The organism is Pseudomonas sp., from assembly GCF_049301935.1.
Taxonomy (GTDB): domain Bacteria; phylum Pseudomonadota; class Gammaproteobacteria; order Pseudomonadales; family Pseudomonadaceae; genus Aquipseudomonas.
Map to the genome: position 1 here is coordinate 1 of NZ_JBAQLP010000005.1, position 21,342 is coordinate 21,342.

Genomic DNA, 21,342 nt, shown 5'->3' on the forward strand with positions numbered 1-21,342 from the left:
TGCTTAAGACCATCAAGCGCTAGAGCAAAGCGGTAATCCGTAGGATGGGTGGAGCGCAGCGATACCCATCAGGCTTTTTGTCCGGGCGACTGGCTGCGTTGAGCGCGCAATTGTCGATGGGTATCGCATTGCTCAACCCATCCTACGGGCTGGTTGCCTGTGACCCCTTAGCTGCGTTTGCTTATTACCTTGGCAAACACCAGCCAGGCCATCAGCGGATAACAAAAATAATGCAGGCCAAAGATCAGCAGCCCCATCGGGCTGGGATCATCCTGCAGCGCCATCATCGCCAATAAGCCCAGGTAGAGCAGGGCCAGGATGCCGCCGTAGAGCGCGAGCAAACGGCGGCGTTCGCCTTGCAGGGGGCGGCGCTGGTGGCGCCAGGTAAACCACAGGGCCATGCCGCTCGCCACAAGCGCAGCAACAACCAGGGTGCTGAGTACGCCGCCGAGTTTGACGAAGGTACGCAGCAGCAGGTTGAGCACGATCACCGCCAGCACACCGCCAAGGGCCAGGCGGGTCACTGCGACGCTATGCACGCTTGGCTCGCTCATCTGGCGTGCTCCTAGAGGCTGCGATTAAGGCCGAAGCGTTTTTTCAACACGCTTTCCAGCAGGCGTTTGGGCACCAGGGCGGCCAGCAGCGGCATGCTGCGGCTGCCGTTGCCCAGGCGCAGCAAGTTGGGTCGGGGCTTGCTTTGCACGGCGGCCAGCAGGTTGCGGGCGAAGTGGCTGGCGGGGGTGGGGTTGTCCTGCGAGGCGTTGGCGCGGGCGCGGATGCCCTCGCGGATTGGCCACCAGGGCGAGGCTTGGTCGATCAGCTGTTCGGCCTGCTGGCTGGCGTTGGCGCCGAAGCTGGAGGCAATCGCCCCGGGCTGTACTTCCATCACCTCGATGGCGAAGGGCGCCAGTTCCAGGCGCAGGGCGTCGGTGAGGGCATGCACGGCGGCCTTGGAGGCGCAGTAGGCGCCAGCAAACGGGGTGACCAGCACGCCGGAAACGCTGCCGATATTCACCACCAGGCCCTTGTTTTGCCGCAGCAGCGGGAACAGTGCGCGGGTCACGCCGATCAGCGCGAACACGTTGGTTTCGAATTGCTTGCGCATGGCTTCGACGCCGCCATCGAGCAGCGGGCCCATGGCACCGTAGCCGGCGTTGTTGATCAGTACGTCGAGGCCGCCAATTTCAGCTTTCAGACGCTCGGCCAGTTGGCCCAGGCCCAGGCCATCGTTGACGTCCAGTTGCACGGCGTGAAAGCCGGCGGCGCTCAGGGCGGCGAGGTCTTCGGCTTTGCGTGCAGTGGCCCAGACCTGATAACCGGCCTGCTGAAAGACCTCGGCCAGGGCGCGGCCAATGCCGCTGGAACATCCGGTGATCAGTACGCTGGGTTGGGTCATGCGGTTTTCCTTGTTGTTTTTATTGGCAGGGCATCTTAGCGACTGAAGCTGCCTTGCAGGCGCTCGGCGCGAAACTCCAGAGTACTGGCGCGGTAGCCGCTGCGCAGGGTGGGTAGCGGCAGGCAGGTTTGCCAGTCGGCACCGGGCAGCAATTCGCCGGGGCCGCTGTAGCGTGGGGTTTCATACAGGCGCTCGGCCAGGTTGATGCTGTCGCCCGGGCGGTAGGCGGCGATCTGCCAATGCAGTTCGAGTAGCGCGGCTTGGCTGCCGTTCTTCAGGTTCAGGGCCAATGGGCGATCCGCCGGGCAGCGCTCCGGTGCGTAGTTAAGGCGTAATTCGAGATGGGCCAGGTGGCGGTTTTCGCGGCTTTCCTGCCAGAGCACCCAACTGGCGATCAGCCCCAGACCGACCAGCGCGGCGAGGGAAATCGGCAGCGCCTTGCTCGGGTAGCGGATCAGCAGGATCAGCCAGCTCAGTAGCAGAATTGCGCCAATCAGCATCACTCAGGCCTCGGGCTAGGGGTGGTCGGGATGGTCACGCAGGAACACCAGACTATCAGGCCTAGAGTGCTCGGCCGAATAACGATAGCCCTGGTCGTTGAAGTCCTTGAGGCCGGCCGGATCGGTCAGGCGCTGCTTGATCACATAGCGGGCCATCAGGCCACGGGCTTTTTTCGCGTAGAAACTGATGATCTTGTACTGGCCGTTCTTCAGGTCCTTGAACTCGGTGTCGATGATCCGCGCATTCAGTGCCTTGCGTTTCACTGCGCTGAAGTATTCGTTGGACGCCAGGTTGAGCAGCACCTCGTCGCCCTGGGCGGCCAGCGCTTCATTTAGCCAGCCGCTGATGCGTTCACCCCAGAAGTCATAGAGGTTGTTGCCGCGCGGGTTAGCCAGTTTGGTGCCCATTTCCAGGCGATAGGGCTGCATCAGGTCGAGCGGGCGCAGCACGCCGTACAGGCCGGAGAGCATGCGCAGATGGGTTTGCGCGAAGTCGAAGTCGGCTTCGCTGAAATCCTCGGCGTTAAGCCCGGTGTACACATCGCCCTTGAACGCCAGCAGCGCCTGCTTGGCGTTGGATGGGTTGAACGGCCGTTCCCAGCTGCCGAAACGTGCGGCATTAAGGCCAGCGAGTTTGTCCGAGAGGTGCATTAGCTCGGCGATCTGCGCCGGAGTGAAGTCGCGCAGCTGCTGGATCAGGTCCTGGGCGTGGTCGAGGTGTTCCGGTTGGGTAAAGCGCGGGGTCGCCGGCGGCGTCTCATAATCGAGGGTCTTGGCCGGGGAAATCACCATCAACATAAGCTCTGCTCCTGAAAGTCTGTGGCGATTCTAACAGGCCGTTGAAAAACTACCTGCGTTGCCGATACGGCGTTAAAAACAGGCTCACAGCCTAAGGCTGAACGTGCTTTAGCACGGCCCCTCTGGGGTGAGCGAAGCGAATCAAATGCTCATGTACAACTCGTACACTCCGCTTGATTCGCTGCGCTCACCCTGCGGGTCAGCCGCTGGCTGTTACTTCGCGGCGCTGCGTTTCTCGCCGCTTGACCAGCCGAAGGCTGTTACTGGCGTAGCGCCTTGTCTCGGCTGCCTCGCCTGCGTTTTTTAAGGGCCTGCGCGCTGCTGGCGCTTGAGACTACCTATAAGGTCGATTGAGGCGCTTGACCCAGGGGCCGCCACGGGGTTGTAGTCTGCCCAGGTCGAATCCGCCAAGGAGCTGTTATGACCGCCTGCAATCATTCGCGCTGGGAGCCGTCCCACGATTACCGTCCGCTGGAAACCACCGCCGAACGTCAGGCCTGGCGCGTGGCTGCGCTGACCGGGGTGACCATGCTGGTAGAGATTGTCGCCGGCTATGCGTTCAACTCCATGGCCTTGCTGGCCGATGGCTGGCACATGGCCTCGCATATGCTCGCCATCGGCTTGACCGCTCTGGCGTACCTGCTGGCGCGGCGCTACGCCCATGACCCGCGCTTCGCCTTTGGCACCTGGAAGATCGAGGTGCTAGCCGGTTTCGCCAGTTCGCTGCTGCTGTTGGTGGTGGTGGCGATGCTGGCGTGCGAGTCGTTGTGGCGGCTGTGGCAGCCCCAGGTGATCGCCTTCGATATGGCGCTGTGGGTGGCGGTGGTTGGCCTGCTGGTCAACCTGGCATCCGCCTGGCTGCTGCGCGATAGCCATGATCACGGCCATGCTCATACCGATCACGATCACGATCACGATCACGATCACGATCACGATCACGCGGCAGCGCCTGCGGGCAAGGACCTGAATCGCCACGCGGCCTTTATCCATGTACTGGCCGATGCGCTGACCTCGCTGGCGGCCATCGTCGCGCTGTCGGGCGGCCTGCTGTTGGGCTGGGATTGGCTCGACCCGCTGATGGGCATAATCGGTGCGGTGATCATCGCGGTGTGGGCCAAGGGCCTGTTGATCGAGACCGGCAAGGTGCTGCTCGATCGCGAGATGGACAGCCCGGTGGTCGAGCGCGTGCGCAGCGCTTTGGCCCAGGAGGCGGACACTGAACTGGCCGATCTGCACCTATGGCGCGTGGGCCGGGCGCAGTTCGCCTGCATCGTCAGCGTGGTGACCCATGGCGAGGGTTCGGCGGATCGCTACAAGGCGCGGCTGGCGGGGATTGCCGAACTGGCGCATGTGACCGTGGAGGTCAATCGCTGTGCCGACAAGCACGGGGTGGAACACGGCTAACAGGTAAAAATATGTCGGCTCGAACGCCGGTGGGACTTCCGACTTTAACGGCGACCGCGCAGTGCGCCAAGCGCTATTTTTCGATCCGATAAATAAACCGCTAAACGCGTAAAAAAACGTTTTTCTGTCATCTAAAAAGGAGTAATTAAAAGGCAAGACCGCCGAACCCTGCAGACAGGTGGCGGCCATTGGCCCTCACCTTTTTGCAGCCTTCTCAGCCCCCGTCCTGAGGAGTCGACGGCCCCTCCGCGGCGCAGACTCGCCCCTGCGTTGCTTGGCTACTAGAAAAGGTGACCGAGTATGGATGACCACGGACGCTCCAAGCCCACCGCTCCAACCCTGTACGCCCTCGACACCAATGTGCTGATCCACGACCCCAACGCGCTGCTGAATTTTCAGGAGCACCACGTCGCCATCCCGATGACCGTACTGGAGGAACTGGACAAGCTTAAAACCGGCAAACAGGGCGTGGCCGCCGAGTGCCGCCAGGCCATCCGTCTGATCGACAAGATCCTCGGCAGCGCCAACCCGGATGAGGTGGAGCACGGCGTGGCCATCCAGCGCGACAAGAGCGGCCCGTGCGGCTACCTGTCGATTCTGATGAGCAAGAGCGCCACCCCGGTCACCTGGCTGCCGGAAGACCTCAACGACAACAAGATCATCAACCAGCTGGTAGAGCTGAAGGCGCGCCGTCCCGGTCTCAACGTGGTGCTGGTGACCAAAGACATCAACATGCGCCTGAAAGCGCGCGCCTGTGGCATCGACTCGGAGGACTATCACACCGACCAGCTGGTCGACGACGTCTCCTTGCTGTCGCAGGGCTACCACAACATGGACGGCTCCTTCTGGGACCGCGTGAACAAGGTGGAAACCCGTCAGGACCACGGCCGCACCTGGCACCGCGTGCAACTCACCGACAACCTGCCGGCGGTGCACGTCAACGAGTTCATCATCGACGAGCAGGGCTTTGTCGGTTGGATCAAGGGCATCAAACACGGCGAACTGCTGATTCTCGATATGCACCAGGAACCGCTGATGCACCAGGAAGCCTGGGGGCTACGCCCGCGGGATATCTACCAGTCACTGGCGCTGTTTGCCCTGCTCGACCCGGACATCCATCTGGTCAACCTGTCCGGCGCGGCCGGCTCCGGTAAAACCATCCTGGCCCTGGCGGCGGCCATCGAACAGACCATGGTCAGCAAGCGCTATCGGCGCATCATCGCCACCCGCAGCGTGCAGGGTCTGGATCAGGAGATCGGTTTTCTGCCCGGCACCGAGGCCGAGAAGATGGAGCCCTGGCTTGGCGCCATCACCGACAACCTCGAAGCCCTGCATATGGACGACGAGAACACCCACGGCAGCGTCGACTACATCCTGCAAAAGGTCCCGCTGCAGTTCAAATCGCTCAACTATATCCGTGGGCGCAGCTTCCAGCAGAGCCTGATCCTGATCGACGAATGCCAGAACCTCACCCCGCACCAGATGAAAACCATCATCACCCGTGCCGGCACCGGCTCCAAAGTGGTGTGCCTGGGTAACCTGGCGCAGATCGATACCCCTTACCTGTCGGCCCCCAGCTCGGGCCTGACCTACCTGACGGAGCGCTTCAAAGATTTCGAGCATGGCGTGCACATCACCCTGCAAGGGGTGCCGCGCTCGATCCTTGCCGAGTACGCCGAAACCCATATGTAACGCCCCTCCACCTCGCTCGCCCTGCAGGCCTTTACGGCTGCAGGGCCGGGTGCGGACCTCGCGGCATAACCTCCCGTCTGAATCCCCTGGCATTCACAGGTGCCGAAACCTGACCCCTGGGTTTACAATCGCCAGACACCTGCCTGGAGTCTGTCTGTGTTAACCCATCTCGATGCCCAAGGTCGCGCCAATATGGTCGACGTCAGCGACAAAGCCCTGACCGTCCGTGAAGCCGTGGCCGAAGCTCTGGTGCGCATGCGTCCAGAAACCCTGCAGATGATTGCCCAGGGCGAGCACCCCAAGGGCGACGTGTTCGCCGTGGCGCGTATCGCCGGTATTCAGGCGGCGAAGAAAACCAGTGATCTGATCCCGCTGTGCCATCCGCTGATGCTCACCAGCGTCAAGGTGGAGTTAACGCCTGAGGGCGCGGATGCCGTGCGCATCACCGCGCGCTGCAAACTGAGCGGGCAGACCGGAGTGGAGATGGAAGCCCTGACCGCCGCCAGCGTCGCCGCGCTGACTATTTATGACATGTGCAAGGCGGTGGATCGCGGCATGCTGATCGAAAGCGTGCGCCTGCTGGAGAAGGTCGGCGGTAAGAGTGGCCACTTTGTGGCTGGAGAGAATAAATGATCCGCGTGCAGTATTTCGCCCGTTACCGTGAAACCCTCGGCCTGGATGGTGAACAGCTGAACGCTGAATTCGCCAGCCTCGATCAACTGCGCCAACACCTGCTGGCACGCGGCGGGGTGTGGGACGTGCTGGCCGAGCAGAACCTGATGTGCGCGCGCAATCAGGAGCTGTGCAGCCTGGACGAGCCGCTGACGGCTGGCGATGAAGTGGCATTCTTTCCCACTGTTACTGGCGGCTGAAAGTGGTTTGTAGGATGGGGTGAGCGCAGCGACAAAACGGCAGGATGCCGAATTGCACAGCTTTAGCTGCCCGCAGGGTGAGGGACATGGATGTCCCTCATGCTACCCATGCTGTTGGGTCTGGCACATGGTGGGTTACGCGGCGCGCAGATCTTGCGGTGATTGCGCCAATCCGGTTCAGCGCCGCTAACCCACCCTACAGAACTAGGCTCGCTAAGCTTTGAGGACAATTTTCCATGAGTATTCGTGTCCAGTCGCAACCCTTCGATCCGGGCGTTGAGCTTAACGCCCTGCATGCCGCCAACTTAGGCATTGGCGCGGTGGTCAGCTTTGTCGGCTATGTGCGCGACTTCAACGAGGGGCGCGAAGTCGGCGGCCTGTTTCTCGAACACTTCCCCGGTATGACCGAAAAGGCCTTGGCCAAGATTGCCGAGGAAGCCACCCAACGCTGGCCGCTGCTGGGTATCGAGGTGATCCACCGCATCGGCCGTCTGGAGCCAGGCGAGCCGATCGTGTTTGTCGGCACCAGCAGCGCCCACCGTCAGGCGGCCTTCGATGCCTGCAACTTCGTCATGGACTACCTGAAAACCCGCGCGCCGTTCTGGAAGAAGGAAGACACCGCCGAAGGCCCGCGCTGGGTCGAAGGGCGTTGCTCCGATCAGGCCGCAGCTGAGCGCTGGAGTCAGTCTGGCTGATCGGTGTTGAGCCCGCCATGCCGATTACGGCTGGCCTGCACAATGCGCTGGGCCGGTACATGCAGCTGGGTCAGCAGGTAGTCGGCAAACGCCGGCGAAAAGGGCTGCAGGGCGATGGCCTGCGCCATGCAGTTGAGCCAGCTTTGGCTTAGCTGCTCGCTGATGGGCCACTGGGCATGAAAGGCCGGCAGGGCGATTGAGCCATATTTTTCGCTGAACAGCTTGGGGCCACCGAGCCAGCCGCTGAGAAAGCAGGCCAGTTTGTCGCTGGCCAGTGCCAGGCTCGCACCATGCAGCTGGCGCAGCTCTGCGGCCGCGGGTCGTTCATCCATCAAACGATAGAAGTCCGCGACCAGGCGACGCAGGCCTTCGATTCCGCCGGCAGCCTGATAAGAGGCATCGCCTACACCGTACACCGCAACCTGTTGCATCGACTGCTCTCCTGGGTAAAGCGCGCAGTGTAACGGTGTGTGTCATGTATCAGCAGCTGAGCTTTTCTGTGTCCAGGGTTGTGTGGCCAGGGCCTGCTGGAGGAAGTCGCACAGCGCGAGCACCTTGGGTGAGGCGCGGCTGGAGCGCGGGTAGAGGGCGTAGATCTGATCATCGCTTGGTCGTACGCCAGGCTCCAGGGCCAGCAGTGAACCGTTGGCCAGGTGTGGCTGGACGATAAAGGCTGGCAGCACGGTCAGGCCCAAGCCGCGAATGGCCATATCGCGCATGGCCTCGCCATTGTTGCTGGTAAAGCGGCCTTGGGGCGCCAGGGTGATGGGCTCGCCGGGTGTATCCAGGGTCTCGAACGACCAGACCTGGCCCGCCGCGACATTGCAGTAACCAATACAGGGGTGTTCGAGAATCTGCGCGGCGGTGCTCGGTGTGCCATGACGCGCCGCATATTCCGGGCTGCAACAGAGCACCCGCGGGCTGACGGCCAGCTGGCGGGCAATCAGCGCACTGTCGCGGATGCGCGAGATGCGCAGGCACAGGTCATAGCCTTCGCGCTCGAAGTCGGTAACGCGGTCGTCCAGCTGCAACGCCACCTGGATGCGCGGGTGCTGCTGCATAAAATCGGCGATCAGCGGAGCCAGCCAGAGGGTGCCGAAACTCATCGGCGCGAGGATGCGCAGGGTGCCGCACAGGCCGCTGTCGGTGAAGGCGGCGGCTTCGGCCGCTTGGTGCAGACCCGCCACCGCCGCTTTGGCCTGCTGATAGAACTGCACGCCGTTTTCGGTGGGCGTCACTTTGCGCGTGGAGCGGAACAGCAGCTTGGCTTCCAGGCGCTTTTCCAGATCGCTTAGGCGTTTGCTGACCACCGACTTGGAGATCGCCAGGCGCTCGGCGGCCACACTGACGCTGCCGTGTTCGACCACCTGAATAAATGTCTCGATTTCTTGTAGATCCAGCTTCATGGCGCTCTCTGGAAGGCTATGTTCCGATTATGTGTTGCAGGCCGATTTTGTAGGGTGGGTTAGCGGCGCAGGAGGGGTGGTTATGGGGCACCACGCCATTCGAGCGCCGCGTAACCCACCATTGCGGTTTCCCGGTAGACCACCATGGTGGGTTACGGCGCGTTGGGAGCCGATGGTGTTTGCTTGTTCCCGGCTCGCGCCTAACCCACCCTACGTATTACCGCGCTTCATGCACTGTAAAACTGTTCGAGACGATTCAACACATAACAGGTACATAGCCCTCTGGAAGGGGGATTGGTTAAGGATAAGCGCGGTTACCGGTAGGCATTGTTCGCGTTTATCGAAAAGCCATTTTGCGCGGTGCCGGGAGGTTGGAAAGCGCTCAGCGCACTATGCTGAAAGCCCACGGCATGCCTGTTCGCGCCTGCCCGTATCGTTATTGCAAGGAGGTTAACCATGTCTTTTACCTATAACCGGTTGAACAAGGATGAGGCCGTGCTGCTGTTGGTCGACCATCAGGCCGGCCTGCTGTCGTTGGTGCGTGATTACAGCCCGGATGAGTTCAAGAACAATGTGCTGGCGCTGGCGGATATCGGCAAGTTCTTCAAGCTGCCGACCATCCTCACCACCAGCTTCGAGAATGGCCCAAACGGGCCGATCGTGCCCGAGCTCAAGGCGCTGTTTCCCGATGCGCCCTATATTGCTCGCCCTGGGCAGATCAACGCCTGGGACAACGAAGATTTCGTCAACGCGATCAAGGCGACCGGGCGCAAGCAGTTGATCATCGCGGGCGTGGTGACCGACGTGTGTGTGGCCTTCCCGACGCTGTCGGCGCTGGAAGCCGGCTACCAAGTGTTTGTGGTAACCGACGCCTCGGGCACCTTCAACACCAGTGTGCGCGACGCCGCCCTGATGCGCATGGCCCATGCCGGCGCGCAGATGCTCAACTGGTTCAGCGTTGGCTGCGAGTTGCACCGTGACTGGCGCAACGATATCGAAGGGTTTGGCGGCATCCTCGGCGGCCATTTACCGGCCTATGCCAATCTGATCCAGAGCTACAGCCAGAAGTGACAGCGGCGGCCCCGCTCGGGGCCGCTCAACCCTGACTCCCACTGTCCGCGCCAGACGGGGGAAGCCCAATCGCCCGACCTGTGGTCGGGCGGTTGGGTGATCGGCAGCAGCGCTGGCACGCTTGTTACAGCAGGCCCAGTTCCATGGCCGTACGATCCACCGCGCGCTTGGTCTTCTCCACCAGTTCGTCCAGCTCAGCTCGTCCGGCCACCAGGGCCGGGGCCATGATCATGCGTCCCTGGGTAGAGCGGATAATCAGCCCTTCCTCGAAGCCGAGGGTGCGGCAGCGCCAGGCGATATCGCCTTCATTGGCGAAGCGCTTGCGGCTGGCCTTGTCTTCGGCGAACTGCAGGGCGGCGACCAGGCCGGTGCCCTGGATATCACCGACCAGCGGGTGATGGCCGAACACCTCACGCAGGCACTGCTGCAGATAAGGGCCGGTGTCGTCCTTGACCCGGCTGACCACGCCTTCGTCACGCAGCGCCTTGATATTGGCCAGGGCCACCGCGGCCGCGACCGGGTGGCCGGAGTAGGTCAGACCGTGGGCGAATACACCGCCCTGTTCCACCAGGGTCTCGGCGATGCGTTTGCTCAGTATCAGGCCGCCCATGGGCACATAGCCCGAGGTCAGGCCCTTGGCGATGGACAGGGTGTCTGGCTGGAAGCCGAAATGTTCATGAGCGAACCATTCGCCGGTGCGACCGAAACCACCGATCACCTCGTCGGCGCACAGCAGTACGTCGTACTGGCGGCAGATGCGCTGGATTTCCGGCCAGTAGCTCTGCGGCGGGAAGATCATCCCACCGGCGCCCTGGAAGGGTTCGGCGATAAAGCCGGCGACGTTTTCCGCGCCCAGTTCGAGAATCTTCTCCTCCAGTTGCAGGGCGCAGCGGCGGCCGAATTCGGCGGGCGTCAGCTCACCGCCATTGGCGTACCAGTAGGGTTCGTCGATATGGGCGATATCCGGCAGCATGCCGCCCATCTCGTGCATAAATTTCATCCCGCCCAGGGCGGTGCTGGCCAGGGTGGAGCCGTGGTAGCCGTTCCAGCGGCCGATCATCACCTTCTTCTCAGGCTTGCCGAGAATCTGCCAGTAGCGGCGCACGCTGCGGATCAGCACCTCGTTGGCCTCGGAGCCGGAGTTGGTGTAGATGGCGTGGCTGTAGTGGGCGGGCAGCAGGCTGAACAGGGTTTCTGACAGTTCCACCACCGCCGGGTGAGTGGTGTGGAAGAACATGTTGTAGTAGCACAGCTGCTCCATCTGCTTGCTTGCAGCGGCGACCAGATCCTTGCGGCCATAGCCGAGGTTGGTGCACCACAGCCCGGACATGCCGTCGAGGTAGCGCTTGCCATCGTTATCCCAGAGGTACAGGCCCTCGCCGCGCACCATCACGCGCGGCCCTTCGGCATTCAGCGCCTTCTGGTCGAGAAAGGCATGGATATGGTGGGCGGCATCCAGCGCCTGGTAGTCCTGGGTCTGACGGTTGGGGGTGTGTGGGACGGTCATTTCAGCAACCTCGGTGAATAGTTGTGGTGTTCGAGTGAGCCGGGGACGAACCCCCGGCGGGACTTCATTGGCGGGCCAGCACCTTGTCGATGGGCTCCGGGGTGAACAGCGGTTTGCGCATTACCAGCTTGATCCACAGCACGGCGATCACCGACACCAGGCCGAGTACTGCACCGGCACTGTAGAAGATTGAAGCGGTCATCTCCGGGGTGGGCGACACGTAGTAGATCGACACCAGCATGCCGGCGATGCCGAGGAGCTGCGGCAGCGGGTAGAAGGGCGTCTTGAATGGGCGGGCCAGATCAGGATAACGACGGCGCAGGGCGATCACATCCAGGTGGCAGATGATGTAGGCCAGCAGCCAGGCTACCGCCGCCGCCAGCAGCAACAGGCCGATGGCGGCCGGGTCGTCGCCCATAAACACCACCGGCAGGCCGGTGATGGCGGCCACGAACAGTACGGCGACCCAGGGCGCTTGGTATTTATTGCTGAGCAACTTGAACTGGGGGAAGGCCTGGCCGTTGACCGCCATGCCGTAGAGCATGCGCGGGATGGCCGCCAGCGAGGTGTTGACCGTGCTGCAGGTGGCGGTGATGGCGGCCACTACCAGAAAGATCTTCCCGGTTTCGCCGAACAGGGCGGTGGCGAACAGGTAGTGCGGCAGGGCCGAACTGGCCAGCGCATCCTGCGGCACATAGAGCAGTGCACCGACGCAGTAGAGGGCGATGGTGATAAAGATCACCGTCACGCCGAGGATCATCGACCAGGGAATAGTGCGCTTTGGATTGCGCGATTCTTCCACCAGCGGGCAGACGAACTCGGCGCCGACAAAGCCCCAGATGGCCAGCGCCACCAGGGTCATCACGCTGGCGCCCATGGGGTTCCAGTCGCTGGTTATCGAGGTGCTCAGCGCCGGCTCGCTGCCGCTGCCGGTCACCGCTGCCAAACCCAGGGCCAGCAGCACGATCACCATGATCAGCGCCAGCGCCGACTGCAGGCGGGCGAAGATGTCGATACCCAGCAGGTTGAGCAAGGTAAACACCACGAGTACGCCATAGGCGATCAACATGCTCGGGAACGCGCCGGGGTAGACCTCGTTGATGATCAGGTCGAGTAGCAGCAATTCCGCCGACAGGGCAAACATCGCCACCACCACATAACCGGAGAAGGTCGCCAGAATCGCCGGGAAATGCCCCAGGGCCACCTCGGTGTAACTGCTCAGGCTGCCGGCGCGGGGGATCATCAGCGCCAGCTCGGCGAACGACACTACATAGGTCAGGGCCAGCACAAAGGCCAGCGCCAGGGGGATCAGAAAGCCCAGGCCGGCGATGCCCGCGCCTTGCAGCATCAGCACCATCACGCCCTGGGAGACCACCAGGCCGATGGCCACGGCGAGCAGGGCGGTGAGGCCCAGGCTGGGTTTGCGTGTGCGCGCGGCTGCGCTTGCTTGAGCCAGGCCAACGGGGGACGCAAGGCTGATATCGGGGTCGTGCATGGGAGTTCTCCTGCAATCTTGTTGTTGTGTCAGGTGAGCCATACGCGGCAGGGGCCGCAGTTGTTTGCTGCGCTTTTGCGGGCGCAGCTGTCCATTGCGCTGTAAGCAGCGCAGTTGTCTGGGGGGGCTGAGGGCGCAGTTAGCGGCTGCGCACTAACTGCGCAGCTGGAACCAGGTGGTCTTTATCAGGCTGTACTTGTCGAAGGCATGCAGCGACAGATCGCGGCCAAAGCCCGATTGCTTGCAGCCGCCGAACGGCACGCAGACATCCAGGGCGTCCACGGTATTCACCGATACGCTGCCGGCGCGCAGGCGTTTGGCCACGCGATGCGCGCGGTGCAGGTTGTCGGTCCACAACGAGGCGGCCAGGCCGTATTGGCTGTCGTTGGCCAGGCGTACGGCCTCGTCCTCGCTGTCGAAGGGCATAACCGCCAGCACTGGGCCGAAGACTTCCTCGCGAGCCAGCTGCATATCCGCCGTGACGCCGGTGAAAATGGTCGGCTGAATAAAATTGTCCGAGCCGTTGAAACTCAGGCGCTGGCCGCCACAGGCCAGGGTCGCGCCCTGGCTCTGCGCCCTGTCGATAAAGCCCATGATGCGCTCGGCCTGGCGCGAGTCGACTATGGCGCCGGCGCGGCTGGTCGGGTTGAGCGGGTCGCCGGGTTGCCACTGCTGAGCCTTGGCGATCAGACGTTGGACAAATTCATCGTGGATCGAGCGCTCGACCAGCAGACGCGAGTTGGCCGAGCAGACCTCGCCCTGGTTGAAGAAGATCGCGAAGGCAGCCTTTTCCGCCGCCAGGTCCAGGTCCTGGCAGTCGGCAAACACCAGATTGGCGCTCTTGCCGCCGCATTCCAGCCAAACCTGCTTGAGGTTGGACTGCGCCGCGTAGGCCATAAAGTACTTGCCCACCTCGGTGGAGCCGGTAAACGCCAGGCAATCCACATCCTGATGCAGGCCCAGCGCCTTGCCGGCGGTTTCACCCAGGCCCGGCAGCACGTTCAGCACCCCGGCCGGCAAGCCCGCTTCCAGGGCCAGCTGAGCCAGGCGCAGGGCGGAGAAGGGCGACTGCTCGGCAGGTTTCAATACCACCGAGTTGCCCACCGCCAGGGCCGGGGCGAGTTTCCAGGCGGCCAGGTCCAGCGGGAAGTTCCACGGCACCACTGCACCGATCACTCCCAGCGGTTCGCGGGTGATGGTGGCCAGGGCGTCGCTGGCGGTCGGCGCCACTTCGTCGTAGCGCTTGTCCAGGGCTTCGGCGTACCAGCTGAACACTTGGGCCGCGCCGGGTACGTCGATGTTGTAGGCGTCCATCACCGGCTTGCCCATATTCAACGAGTCGAGCAGCGCCAGTTCCTCGCGGTTGGCCAGGATCAGCTCGGCCAAACGCAGCAACACCTGCTTGCGCTCACGCGGCGCCATGCGCGCCCAGGGCCCTTGCTCGAAAGCCTGGCGGGCGCTGGCCACGGCGGCATCGACATCGGCTGCATCACAGGCGGCCACCTCGGCCAGCAACTGGTTGCTGGCCGGGTTGATCGACGCGAAGGTCGCGCCGCTCTGGGCCGCGCGCAGCTGGCCGTCGATCAGTGCCTGGGTGATAAAGCCTTGCGCGGCGGCGCGCTGCTGCCAATCGCTATGGTCCAACATCGCCTCTATCCTCTTGCTTGGGCTGCCAGCGACGTACCCTGTGGCGCCAGCGGCTGGTCGATACCGTAAACGGCTTCTTATGCTTGTTGAAGTGGATGGTGGCGCAGGTTGGGCTTAAGGAAAATTAGTAAATTTATACTCGCAGGCCATTAAAAAACTGGGCAGCCCCACCCGCAGGCCTGGGGTATGTTGGCGGCAGACAATCAGTACAAGACGGCCAGCAAGCCGCTATTAAGGAGGTATCGCATGGCCGCCTACACCCTGCGTCAGCTCAAGTATTTCGTCACCACCGTGGAGTGCGGCAGCGTCGCCGAGGCCTCGCGCAAGCTGTATATCGCCCAGCCGTCGATCTCCACGGCGATCAAGGGGCTGGAGGAAAGCTTCGGCCTGCAGCTGTTTATCCGCCATCACGCCCAGGGCGTATCGCTGACCCCCGGCGGTGCGCGCTTCTACAAGAAGGCCCAGGAGCTGATGCGCATGGCCCGCGAGTTCGAGCAGAACGCCCTGGCCGACAATGACGTGGTGGCCGGGCAGATTGATATCGGCTGTTTCGAAACCGTGGCGCCGCTGTACCTGCCGCGCCTGATTGCCGGCTTCAATGCGCTCTACCCCGGGGTGGAAATCCGCATCCGCGATGGCGAGCAGCAGGAGCTGATCCAGGGTTTGACCGCCGGGCGCTTCGACCTGGCGATTCTTTACGACCACGACCTCGACGCCACCATCGTCAGCGAAGCGCTGATGACCCCGCAGAAGCCCTACGCCCTACTGCCCGAAGGCCACCGCTTTACCGGCCAGGCCCAGGTGTCGCTGCGTGACCTGTGCCTGGAACCGATGATCCTGCTCGACGTGCTGCCGAGCCGCACCTATTTCGTCAGCCTGTTCGAAGAGCTGGGCCTGACGCCCAATATCGTCTTCAGCTCGCCGTCCATCGAGATGGTGCGCGGCATGGTCGGCCAGGGCTTTGGCTTCTCCCTGCTGGTCACCCGCCCGCATTCGGAATGCACCTACGACGGCAAAAAGGTGGTGGCGGTGGATATCGCCGAGGACGTCACCGGCTCCGGGCTGGCCGCCGCCTGGCTCAAACGCGCCCAGCTGACCAAGCCGGCGCAGCTGTTTGTCGAGTACTGCCAGGCGAACTTGGGGACGGGAAAGGGGCCGCAGTAACCGCTGCAGGCAGCGCTTGCCAATGCTCGGCGCAACGCCTTAGCCATTGTCACGACTGCTCATCAGAATGCGGGCAAAGCTGGCCCCAGGTGTTAGCGGGGTAATGGCCAGCAGCCGGTCGAGGCGTACCTCGAAGCGGCCGCTGGCATTGTGCAGCAGCAGAAACTCCTCCTTGCTCGGCGCCGTGCGCGTGGTCAGCGCCACGGCCACAAAGCTCGACCCATCGCGCAGTTCCACCTGCAACTCATAACCGTGCATGCAGGCGATCTCCAGATAGTCGTGCAGGTCGCAGTGCAGGGGCTGATAGGGGCTCGGCATCTTTCCTCCAGTCAGGGCGCAGCGGGCAGGGGCGCCCATTGGCAATGCGGGTGGACGAAATGCGCCTGACCCGCCGCACCGCGCTGGGCGTTATGGACGCGCCTGGAACAGGCTCCGGGCCGCGCCGTTTAGCTACCATCTTTTGCAGGTCTGATGGAACTCGAAGACTGTGGGCGGTGCAACCTATGCCTTGGCAGCGGATGGTCGGCTGGTCGGGTTGTGGGATGGCATTGGAAACCCGATGCCGCAGTAAGGGGCAGATTTACAAGGGGGAAATCGTTTGCTTTTGGCGATACAGCAGGCTGCAATCGGCCAGTAGTTGCTGGTCATGACAGGCGCCAGGCCCCCATCGTCAACTCAATTTGCCGATGGGCCGCAGCTGGCCGCGGCACTGGCACCGGAAGAGCACGTTTTCGACTTACTCGCGAGGGAGTTTTCAGATAGTGTTCATGTGGGATTTGACTTAATGCACTCAGAGATAACGCTTGAATGCCAGTGAATATGCTTGCTCTGGCTGTATTCTTTGACATATTGATTATTCAGGCTTGAGATAGTGAGAATATGCCTACCTTCACTCACCACGATTTGGCGCTGCTTAATCCGTCCTTCGATTCGCCGCTTGTCGACGTATTGACCGAGCTGGAACACCTCCGCCGCTTCAGGCTCACCGGGTCGACTCCGCCAAGCCTCTTCTTCCAGCTCAAGAGTGTATTCCACATTCTGGAGAGCCTCGGCTCTGCCCGCATCGAGGGCAACCACACAACCCTGGCTGATTACGTGGAAAGTAAGATGGAGGGCCGTGACGCAGCCACCGACCAGCTGCGTGAGATCTCCAACATCGAGAAGGCCATGACCTACATCGAGGAGCATTTCACGGAAGGTAGCGAGGTTAGCCAGCACCTTATTCGAGAGCTGCATGCCATCACTGTCGGCGAGCTAGACCGCGAAGGGGATCGCACCCCAGGTCAGTTCAGGACTGGACCAGTTCGTATTGCGCAATCGGAACACCTGCCCCCCGACCCAGTACAGGTTTCGGCTTACATGGACGAGCTGGTGGCTTTCGTCAACGCGCGCGACCCGCAGAAATACGACCTCATGAAGGTGGCGATTGCGCACCATCGGTTTGGGTGGATTCACCCGTTCACTAATGGTAATGGCCGAGTTGTCCGCTTGTTGACCTACTTGATGCTGATTAAGTACGGGTTCGATGTCTCCGCTGGCGGCCGTCTACTGAATCCCACTGCAGTGTTCTGTAACGACCGCGAGCGCTATTACGAGAGGCTCGGGGAGGCTGATCGCGGAACCCAAGAAGGCCTGGAGAGTTGGTGTGTTTACGTGCTTAAGGGCATCCTAGCTGAGCTGAACAAGCTCGATCGCCTGTGTGATTATCGCTACCTTAAAGCCGAGATCCTGGTGCCTGCACTCAACTTTGCCCGCGAGCGCGAGCACATCACTCAGCAGGAACAGTCGATCCTCCGACGCCTGTTGGAAACTGACACTGGAGTGGCCAAGTCGGCAGAGCTTGCTGATGCTATGCCTGGCTTGAATGGGCCGCAGCGGACCTACCAAATCAAGAAGCTGGTGGACAGGGGGATGCTGGTGCCAATCCAGCCCGGTGCTCGGCAGTACACACTCGGCTTTACCTACAACTTCCTCCTCCGCGGCGTGATTCGCATGCTGACCGCAGAGGGCTTTATTCCTGCACCCGTAGTCACAGCACGGCCATAGCAAGTGGCCCATTGCTTCTGGCCGCCTCCTGCCCATCACTATCAGCAGCCTTGAGTCGACTGCGAATAGCTGGAACAGGCCAATAAATCTCCCCTGCGGGCCGGCTAAACGCGCCAAGACTGCATACAATACGCGCCCCATTATCCGCGCCATCCGCATGGCTGCCTCGAACAAGGAACGCGCCGCCATGGCCTCTCCAGATAAACAGCAAAAACGCGCCCAGCGGGCCAAAGCCAAGGCCAAGCAGAACCGTGTGGGCAAGGCCAAAGCCAATGGGGTGCATCCTTTGCTGGCCAATCCGCTGATCAACGAGCCGTTCGATGATGTGGCCATCGATCTGAGCACCTTCGACTTCAAGGATATCGAGGAGCAGGGTTTCGATCCGGCGAACTTCGATGATCTGTTCCAGGCGATGAAGGTCGGCGAGGGCATCAGCCTGTTGGCGATGTGCCTGGTATTTCTGCAATACCCGGTGCTGGAACTGGTGGTGGCGGAGGAAACGGAGGAGGCGGCCACCGATTTTATGATGGGCCTGCTGATCGTCTATCGCGGGATCTTCCATGCTGAAGACGAAGATACGGCCGTGGCATGGATCGGCGGCGATGCCTTCCAGAATGCTTTTAACGAGGCGTCGCTGATTCTGCAGAAGAAGAACGCGCGCGGCACCACAGGTCCTCGCGCTTAGCGGCGCAACGGCGGTGTGCCCAGAGCGCCCGCCCACGTTGCTAATGCCATCGCTCAGGGCTGGGGAGTGCGCATCTTGCGGCCCAGTCGTTATCCGCCAGGGCGCTCGCCGACTGGCGCCAGTTGCGCCATCAGCTCGCTGACCCAGTCGATAAAAACCCGCAGCTTGAGGCTGAGATGTCGGTTCGGCGGATAGGCCAGATAAACCGGCATCGGGTCGAGCTGCCAGTGCTCGAACAATGGCACCAAGGCGCCGCGGGCCTGGTGCGTTGCCGCCATATACCTGGGCAGGCACAGCACGCCCAAGCCGGCCAGGCCGGCCGCCAGATAGGCGTTACCATCGTCGACGGCCAGGGCATAGCGGCCTTTGAGCTGCAGCGTCTCGCTGTGGCTGTGCAGGGCATAGGGCAGGGGTTTGCCGCTGCGTGCCCAGAGAAAGCCGACGACATGGTGGGGCGCTGCTTCCAGCGCTCGCGGGTGCTCCGGCATACCCACGCGTGCCAGATAGTCGGGGGCGGCAAACAGACCCAGCTGGAGTTCGCCTACCCGCCGCGCGATCAAGGACTGCTCCCGTAGCTCGCCACCGCGCAGCACGCAGTCGACGTTCTCATCGAGTATGTCCACGATGCGGTCACTGACCCCCATGTCGATCTGGATATCGGGGTAGCGTGCGTAGAACCCAGGCAAGGCCGGTATCAGTATCTGGCTGGCCAGCGGGCTTGGCACATCCACGCGCAAGCGCCCGCTGGGCAGGGTCGAGGCGCTGGACAGGCTGCTCTCGGTCTCGTCCAGGTCAGCCAGCAGGCGCACGACCCGCTGGTAATAGAGGGTTCCCTCCGGCGTAACCTTGACCTTGCGGGTCGTGCGGTTAAGCAGCTTGACCCGTAGCCGTGCCTCCAGCTGCTGCACCAGTTGGCTCACGCTGGTCTTGCTGATCTGCAGGGTGTCAGCCGCTTTGGTAAAGCTGCCGGTTTCCACCACCCGGGCAAAGGCCTGCATCGCCGCGAAACGGTCCATTACTGCTCCTCCGCTGCCGTGCGGATTGTTTGGGTTTTGCAAACAGTGTTAGCCACAGTTGCGCGTTTATCGCCTGGGCACAAGTGCTTACAGTCCTCTCAGTACCCGTTCCCGTACTGCTGGAGGCACTCAATGACGCAACGTGATGTGATTTTCCCGCCAGGGCGCCAGGCGCTTTATGAGCGCAATCACTACTCGCCGGCTATTCGTAGCAATGGTTTTTTATTCGTTTCGGGGCAGGTGGGTAGCCGCGAAGATGGTTCGCCCGAACCCGATCTAGAGGCCCAGGTGCGTCTCGCCTTCAATAATCTGAATGCGATCCTGGCCGCTGCTGGTTGCACCTTCGCCGATGTGGTGGATGTCAGCCTCTTTATCGTCGACCCCGAAGCGACCCTGGAAACCATCTGGAAGGTGCTGCCAGAGTTCTGGGGGGATGCGCCGCACCCGACGCTGACTGGCGTCGGCGTCACCTGGCTGTATGGTTTTCAGTTCGAGATCAAGGTGATCGCCAGGTTGCCGGAAACGGCCCGAAGCTTGGCGGGGGCGTGAATAGCCGGGCTGGTGCGGAGGTGCTGGCTGCTTCTGGCGCCGCGCGGGCTGCCGGCGAGCCAGCCATTGGGCTTGGCCGCCTGTGTGTGGGCTGCCCGGCAAAACGGCAGGCAGTGGCAGATGCCCAGAGGCGCGCTGCTTGCTGATGCTGCGGAAAAAAGCCCGGCCTGCACCTCTGCCCGGCAGGCCGGGCAAGGGTGACTCAGTTATCCCGCTGTAACCAGTCGGCCAGGCGCATCAGCATGGCGTCGCAGCCATCCAGTTGCTGCTGGCTGACAAATTCGTCCGGCTTGTGGCCCTGTTCCATGCTGCCGGGACCGCAGACCACGGTGGGGATGCCGGCCTGGTGGAACAGGCCGCCTTCGGTGCCAAAGGCCACGGTGCTGAAATCCCGCGAGCCGCTAAGCAGGGCCAGCAGTTCGGCGGCCTGGCTGTGCGGGTCGGTGGCCAGGCCCGGGTAGGCCGACAGCGGCTGGAAGGCGATGGCGCTGGCCGCGCTGACGCCGCGCATCTGCGGCAGCAGTTCGGCCTCGGCATAGGCCTTGAGTTCATCGGCCACCTGCTGCGGGTCGTCGCTGGGCAGGGCACGCACCTCGAAGTCGAACTGGCACTCGGCCGGGACGATATTCAGGGCGCGGCCGCCGCTGATCAGCCCGGTCTGTACTGTGGAATAGGGCGGATCGAAACGCTTGTCCTGGCGTTCCACTGCCTTTAGGCGTAGGCCGATTTCGCCCAGCTTGCCGATCAACCTGGCGGCATATTCGATGGCATTCACCCCCTGGGGTGCATAGGCCGAGTGGCAGGCCGCACCCTGCACCTGGCAGCGCATGGCCAGCTTGCCCTTGTGGCCGAGCACCGGCTTGAGTTCGGTGGGCTCGCCAATCACGCATAGCACGGGTTTGTTCGGCCGTTGCTGCAACTCGGCCAGCAGCGAGCGTACGCCGAGGCAGCCGACTTCCTCGTCATAGGAAAACGCCAGATGCACGGGCAGGCGCAGCGGCTGGTCGAGAAAGCGCGGCACGGCGGCCAGCACGCAGGCGATAAAGCCCTTCATATCGGCCGTGCCACGACCATACAACTTGCCGTCGCGCTCGGTAAGGCTGAAGGGCGGCAGGGTCCAGGTCTGGCCATCCACCGGCACCACGTCGCTGTGCCCGGACAGCAGCACGCCGCCGCGCTCAGTCGGGCCGATGGTGGCGAACAGATTGGCCTTGCTGCCTGTGCTGTTGTAGTCCAGCTCGCAGGCCACGCCGAGGTCGGCCAGGTAGTCGCGGACGAATTCGATCAGCGCCAGATTGGAGTCGCGGCTGACGGTGGGAAAGGCAATCAGCTGGGCCAGAAGGTCGCGGCTGCTGGGCATGGGGTGTCTCCTGTGGATTGCGGATGATGGGTATCGCTG

22 protein-coding genes are annotated in these 21,342 nt (G+C 62.5%); 10 read left to right on the top strand and 12 right to left on the bottom strand.

The genetic code is table 11. The annotated features are described in order from the left end of the window. Window positions 1-167 precede the first annotated feature (167 nt). The 4 genes from WA145_RS00445 to yaaA are packed head-to-tail and all read right to left on the bottom strand — an operon-like array spanning window position 168 to window position 2,694. Window positions 168-554, bottom strand: coding sequence for a hypothetical protein (locus tag WA145_RS00445; RefSeq protein ID WP_422579674.1), 387 nt, complete (start codon window positions 552-554; stop codon window positions 168-170). An 11-nt stretch (window positions 555-565) separates the two neighbouring features. After that, window positions 566-1,396, bottom strand: coding sequence for an SDR family oxidoreductase (locus WA145_RS00450; protein ID WP_422579675.1), 831 nt, complete (start codon window positions 1,394-1,396; stop codon window positions 566-568). A gap of 35 nt (window positions 1,397-1,431) precedes the next feature. After that, complete coding sequence (locus tag WA145_RS00455) at window positions 1,432-1,896, bottom strand: multidrug transporter (RefSeq protein ID WP_422579676.1); 465 nt, start codon at window positions 1,894-1,896, stop codon at window positions 1,432-1,434. A 15-nt stretch (window positions 1,897-1,911) separates the two neighbouring features. Next, complete coding sequence (yaaA, locus tag WA145_RS00460) at window positions 1,912-2,694, bottom strand: peroxide stress protein YaaA (protein WP_422579677.1); 783 nt, start codon at window positions 2,692-2,694, stop codon at window positions 1,912-1,914. Between the two features lie 420 nt (window positions 2,695-3,114). Between yaaA and dmeF the strand changes: the two genes are divergently transcribed. From dmeF to moaE, 5 genes are all read left to right on the top strand, one after another. Continuing rightward, complete coding sequence (gene dmeF, locus WA145_RS00465; RefSeq protein ID WP_422579678.1) at window positions 3,115-4,098, top strand: CDF family Co(II)/Ni(II) efflux transporter DmeF; 984 nt, start codon at window positions 3,115-3,117, stop codon at window positions 4,096-4,098. Window positions 4,099-4,398: 300 nt separating this feature from the next. Next, a complete protein-coding gene (locus WA145_RS00470) occupies window positions 4,399-5,790 on the top strand; it encodes a PhoH family protein (RefSeq protein WP_422579679.1) in 1,392 nt (463 codons plus the stop codon). Window positions 5,791-5,946: 156 nt separating this feature from the next. Continuing rightward, window positions 5,947-6,423: a cyclic pyranopterin monophosphate synthase MoaC gene (moaC, locus tag WA145_RS00475; protein WP_422579680.1), complete on the top strand. Its 477-nt coding sequence runs from the start codon at window positions 5,947-5,949 to the stop codon at window positions 6,421-6,423. Next, window positions 6,420-6,662, top strand: a complete 243-nt coding sequence (locus tag WA145_RS00480; RefSeq protein ID WP_422579681.1) for a MoaD/ThiS family protein — start codon at window positions 6,420-6,422, stop codon at window positions 6,660-6,662. The genes moaC and WA145_RS00480 overlap by 4 nt, the downstream gene beginning before the upstream one ends. Before the next feature lie 236 nt (window positions 6,663-6,898). Beyond that, window positions 6,899-7,357 (top strand): molybdopterin synthase catalytic subunit MoaE, encoded by a 459-nt coding sequence (moaE, locus tag WA145_RS00485; protein WP_422579682.1) that lies wholly within the window; start codon window positions 6,899-6,901, stop codon window positions 7,355-7,357. Here moaE and WA145_RS00490 read toward each other — a convergent pair. Next, window positions 7,345-7,788: a group II truncated hemoglobin gene (locus WA145_RS00490; RefSeq protein ID WP_422579683.1), complete on the bottom strand. Its 444-nt coding sequence runs from the start codon at window positions 7,786-7,788 to the stop codon at window positions 7,345-7,347. The genes moaE and WA145_RS00490 overlap by 13 nt on opposite strands. A gap of 42 nt (window positions 7,789-7,830) precedes the next feature. Continuing rightward, entirely contained in the window at window positions 7,831-8,763 is a 933-nt protein-coding gene (locus WA145_RS00495; protein WP_422579684.1) for a LysR family transcriptional regulator, read from the bottom strand. A 456-nt stretch (window positions 8,764-9,219) separates the two neighbouring features. Here WA145_RS00495 and ycaC point away from each other — a divergent pair, with 456 nt between their 5' ends. Then, complete coding sequence (gene ycaC, locus WA145_RS00500) at window positions 9,220-9,834, top strand: isochorismate family cysteine hydrolase YcaC (protein WP_422579685.1); 615 nt, start codon at window positions 9,220-9,222, stop codon at window positions 9,832-9,834. A 124-nt stretch (window positions 9,835-9,958) separates the two neighbouring features. On the opposite strand, the gene WA145_RS00505 is transcribed toward ycaC, so the two are convergent. The 3 genes from WA145_RS00505 to WA145_RS00515 form a co-directional block, all read right to left on the bottom strand. Next, window positions 9,959-11,341, bottom strand: a complete 1,383-nt coding sequence (locus WA145_RS00505) for an aspartate aminotransferase family protein (protein WP_422579686.1) — start codon at window positions 11,339-11,341, stop codon at window positions 9,959-9,961. A 64-nt stretch (window positions 11,342-11,405) separates the two neighbouring features. Beyond that, a complete protein-coding gene (locus tag WA145_RS00510) occupies window positions 11,406-12,836 on the bottom strand; it encodes an APC family permease (RefSeq protein ID WP_422579687.1) in 1,431 nt (476 codons plus the stop codon). A 153-nt stretch (window positions 12,837-12,989) separates the two neighbouring features. Continuing rightward, window positions 12,990-14,483, bottom strand: coding sequence for an aldehyde dehydrogenase (locus WA145_RS00515; protein WP_422579688.1), 1,494 nt, complete (start codon window positions 14,481-14,483; stop codon window positions 12,990-12,992). Between the two features lie 246 nt (window positions 14,484-14,729). Here WA145_RS00515 and WA145_RS00520 point away from each other — a divergent pair, with 246 nt between their 5' ends. Then, the gene (locus WA145_RS00520) at window positions 14,730-15,647 is read left to right on the top strand and encodes a LysR family transcriptional regulator (protein ID WP_422579689.1); all 918 of its coding nucleotides are present in this window, start codon (window positions 14,730-14,732) and stop codon (window positions 15,645-15,647) included. A 39-nt stretch (window positions 15,648-15,686) separates the two neighbouring features. On the opposite strand, the gene WA145_RS00525 is transcribed toward WA145_RS00520, so the two are convergent. Next, a complete protein-coding gene (locus WA145_RS00525; RefSeq protein WP_422579690.1) occupies window positions 15,687-15,965 on the bottom strand; it encodes a Rho-binding antiterminator in 279 nt (92 codons plus the stop codon). 561 nt (window positions 15,966-16,526) lie between these two features. Between WA145_RS00525 and WA145_RS00530 the strand changes: the two genes are divergently transcribed. Together WA145_RS00530 and WA145_RS00535 are read left to right on the top strand one after the other, a co-directional pair. Further along, window positions 16,527-17,693, top strand: a complete 1,167-nt coding sequence (locus WA145_RS00530; RefSeq protein WP_422579691.1) for a Fic family protein — start codon at window positions 16,527-16,529, stop codon at window positions 17,691-17,693. A 187-nt stretch (window positions 17,694-17,880) separates the two neighbouring features. Next, complete coding sequence (locus WA145_RS00535) at window positions 17,881-18,378, top strand: hypothetical protein (RefSeq protein WP_422579692.1); 498 nt, start codon at window positions 17,881-17,883, stop codon at window positions 18,376-18,378. A gap of 89 nt (window positions 18,379-18,467) precedes the next feature. On the opposite strand, the gene WA145_RS00540 is transcribed toward WA145_RS00535, so the two are convergent. Then, entirely contained in the window at window positions 18,468-19,394 is a 927-nt protein-coding gene (locus WA145_RS00540) for a LysR substrate-binding domain-containing protein (RefSeq protein WP_422579693.1), read from the bottom strand. A gap of 132 nt (window positions 19,395-19,526) precedes the next feature. Between WA145_RS00540 and WA145_RS00545 the strand changes: the two genes are divergently transcribed. After that, on the top strand, window positions 19,527-19,943 hold the full coding sequence (locus WA145_RS00545) for a RidA family protein (protein ID WP_422579694.1): 417 nt from the start codon (window positions 19,527-19,529) through the stop codon (window positions 19,941-19,943). A gap of 202 nt (window positions 19,944-20,145) precedes the next feature. Here the strand turns inward: WA145_RS00545 and argE are convergent, their stop codons facing one another. Further along, window positions 20,146-21,303 (bottom strand): acetylornithine deacetylase, encoded by a 1,158-nt coding sequence (gene argE, locus WA145_RS00550; protein WP_422579695.1) that lies wholly within the window; start codon window positions 21,301-21,303, stop codon window positions 20,146-20,148. Window positions 21,304-21,342: the final 39 nt, after the last annotated feature.

Bases quoted from the DNA above. Each gene is read 5' to 3' on its own strand.
- WA145_RS00545 (WP_422579694.1), top strand. From the start codon at position 19,527: ATGACGCAACGTGATGTGATTTTCCCGCCAGGGCGCCAGGCGCTTTAT.
- WA145_RS00530 (WP_422579691.1), top strand. From the start codon at position 16,527: ATGCCTACCTTCACTCACCACGATTTGGCGCTGCTTAATCCGTCCTTC.
- WA145_RS00540 (WP_422579693.1), bottom strand. From the start codon at position 19,394: ATGGACCGTTTCGCGGCGATGCAGGCCTTTGCCCGGGTGGTGGAAACC.
- WA145_RS00520 (WP_422579689.1), top strand. From the start codon at position 14,730: ATGGCCGCCTACACCCTGCGTCAGCTCAAGTATTTCGTCACCACCGTG.
- dmeF (WP_422579678.1), top strand. From the start codon at position 3,115: ATGACCGCCTGCAATCATTCGCGCTGGGAGCCGTCCCACGATTACCGT.
- WA145_RS00490 (WP_422579683.1), bottom strand. From the start codon at position 7,788: ATGCAACAGGTTGCGGTGTACGGTGTAGGCGATGCCTCTTATCAGGCT.
- WA145_RS00515 (WP_422579688.1), bottom strand. From the start codon at position 14,483: ATGTTGGACCATAGCGATTGGCAGCAGCGCGCCGCCGCGCAAGGCTTT.
- WA145_RS00470 (WP_422579679.1), top strand. From the start codon at position 4,399: ATGGATGACCACGGACGCTCCAAGCCCACCGCTCCAACCCTGTACGCC.
- WA145_RS00525 (WP_422579690.1), bottom strand. From the start codon at position 15,965: ATGCCGAGCCCCTATCAGCCCCTGCACTGCGACCTGCACGACTATCTG.
- moaE (WP_422579682.1), top strand. From the start codon at position 6,899: ATGAGTATTCGTGTCCAGTCGCAACCCTTCGATCCGGGCGTTGAGCTT.
- yaaA (WP_422579677.1), bottom strand. From the start codon at position 2,694: ATGTTGATGGTGATTTCCCCGGCCAAGACCCTCGATTATGAGACGCCG.
- WA145_RS00495 (WP_422579684.1), bottom strand. From the start codon at position 8,763: ATGAAGCTGGATCTACAAGAAATCGAGACATTTATTCAGGTGGTCGAA.
- WA145_RS00455 (WP_422579676.1), bottom strand. From the start codon at position 1,896: ATGCTGATTGGCGCAATTCTGCTACTGAGCTGGCTGATCCTGCTGATC.
- WA145_RS00505 (WP_422579686.1), bottom strand. From the start codon at position 11,341: ATGACCGTCCCACACACCCCCAACCGTCAGACCCAGGACTACCAGGCG.
- WA145_RS00450 (WP_422579675.1), bottom strand. From the start codon at position 1,396: ATGACCCAACCCAGCGTACTGATCACCGGATGTTCCAGCGGCATTGGC.
- ycaC (WP_422579685.1), top strand. From the start codon at position 9,220: ATGTCTTTTACCTATAACCGGTTGAACAAGGATGAGGCCGTGCTGCTG.
- argE (WP_422579695.1), bottom strand. From the start codon at position 21,303: ATGCCCAGCAGCCGCGACCTTCTGGCCCAGCTGATTGCCTTTCCCACC.
- WA145_RS00445 (WP_422579674.1), bottom strand. From the start codon at position 554: ATGAGCGAGCCAAGCGTGCATAGCGTCGCAGTGACCCGCCTGGCCCTT.
- WA145_RS00535 (WP_422579692.1), top strand. From the start codon at position 17,881: ATGGCCTCTCCAGATAAACAGCAAAAACGCGCCCAGCGGGCCAAAGCC.
- WA145_RS00510 (WP_422579687.1), bottom strand. From the start codon at position 12,836: ATGCACGACCCCGATATCAGCCTTGCGTCCCCCGTTGGCCTGGCTCAA.
- WA145_RS00480 (WP_422579681.1), top strand. From the start codon at position 6,420: ATGATCCGCGTGCAGTATTTCGCCCGTTACCGTGAAACCCTCGGCCTG.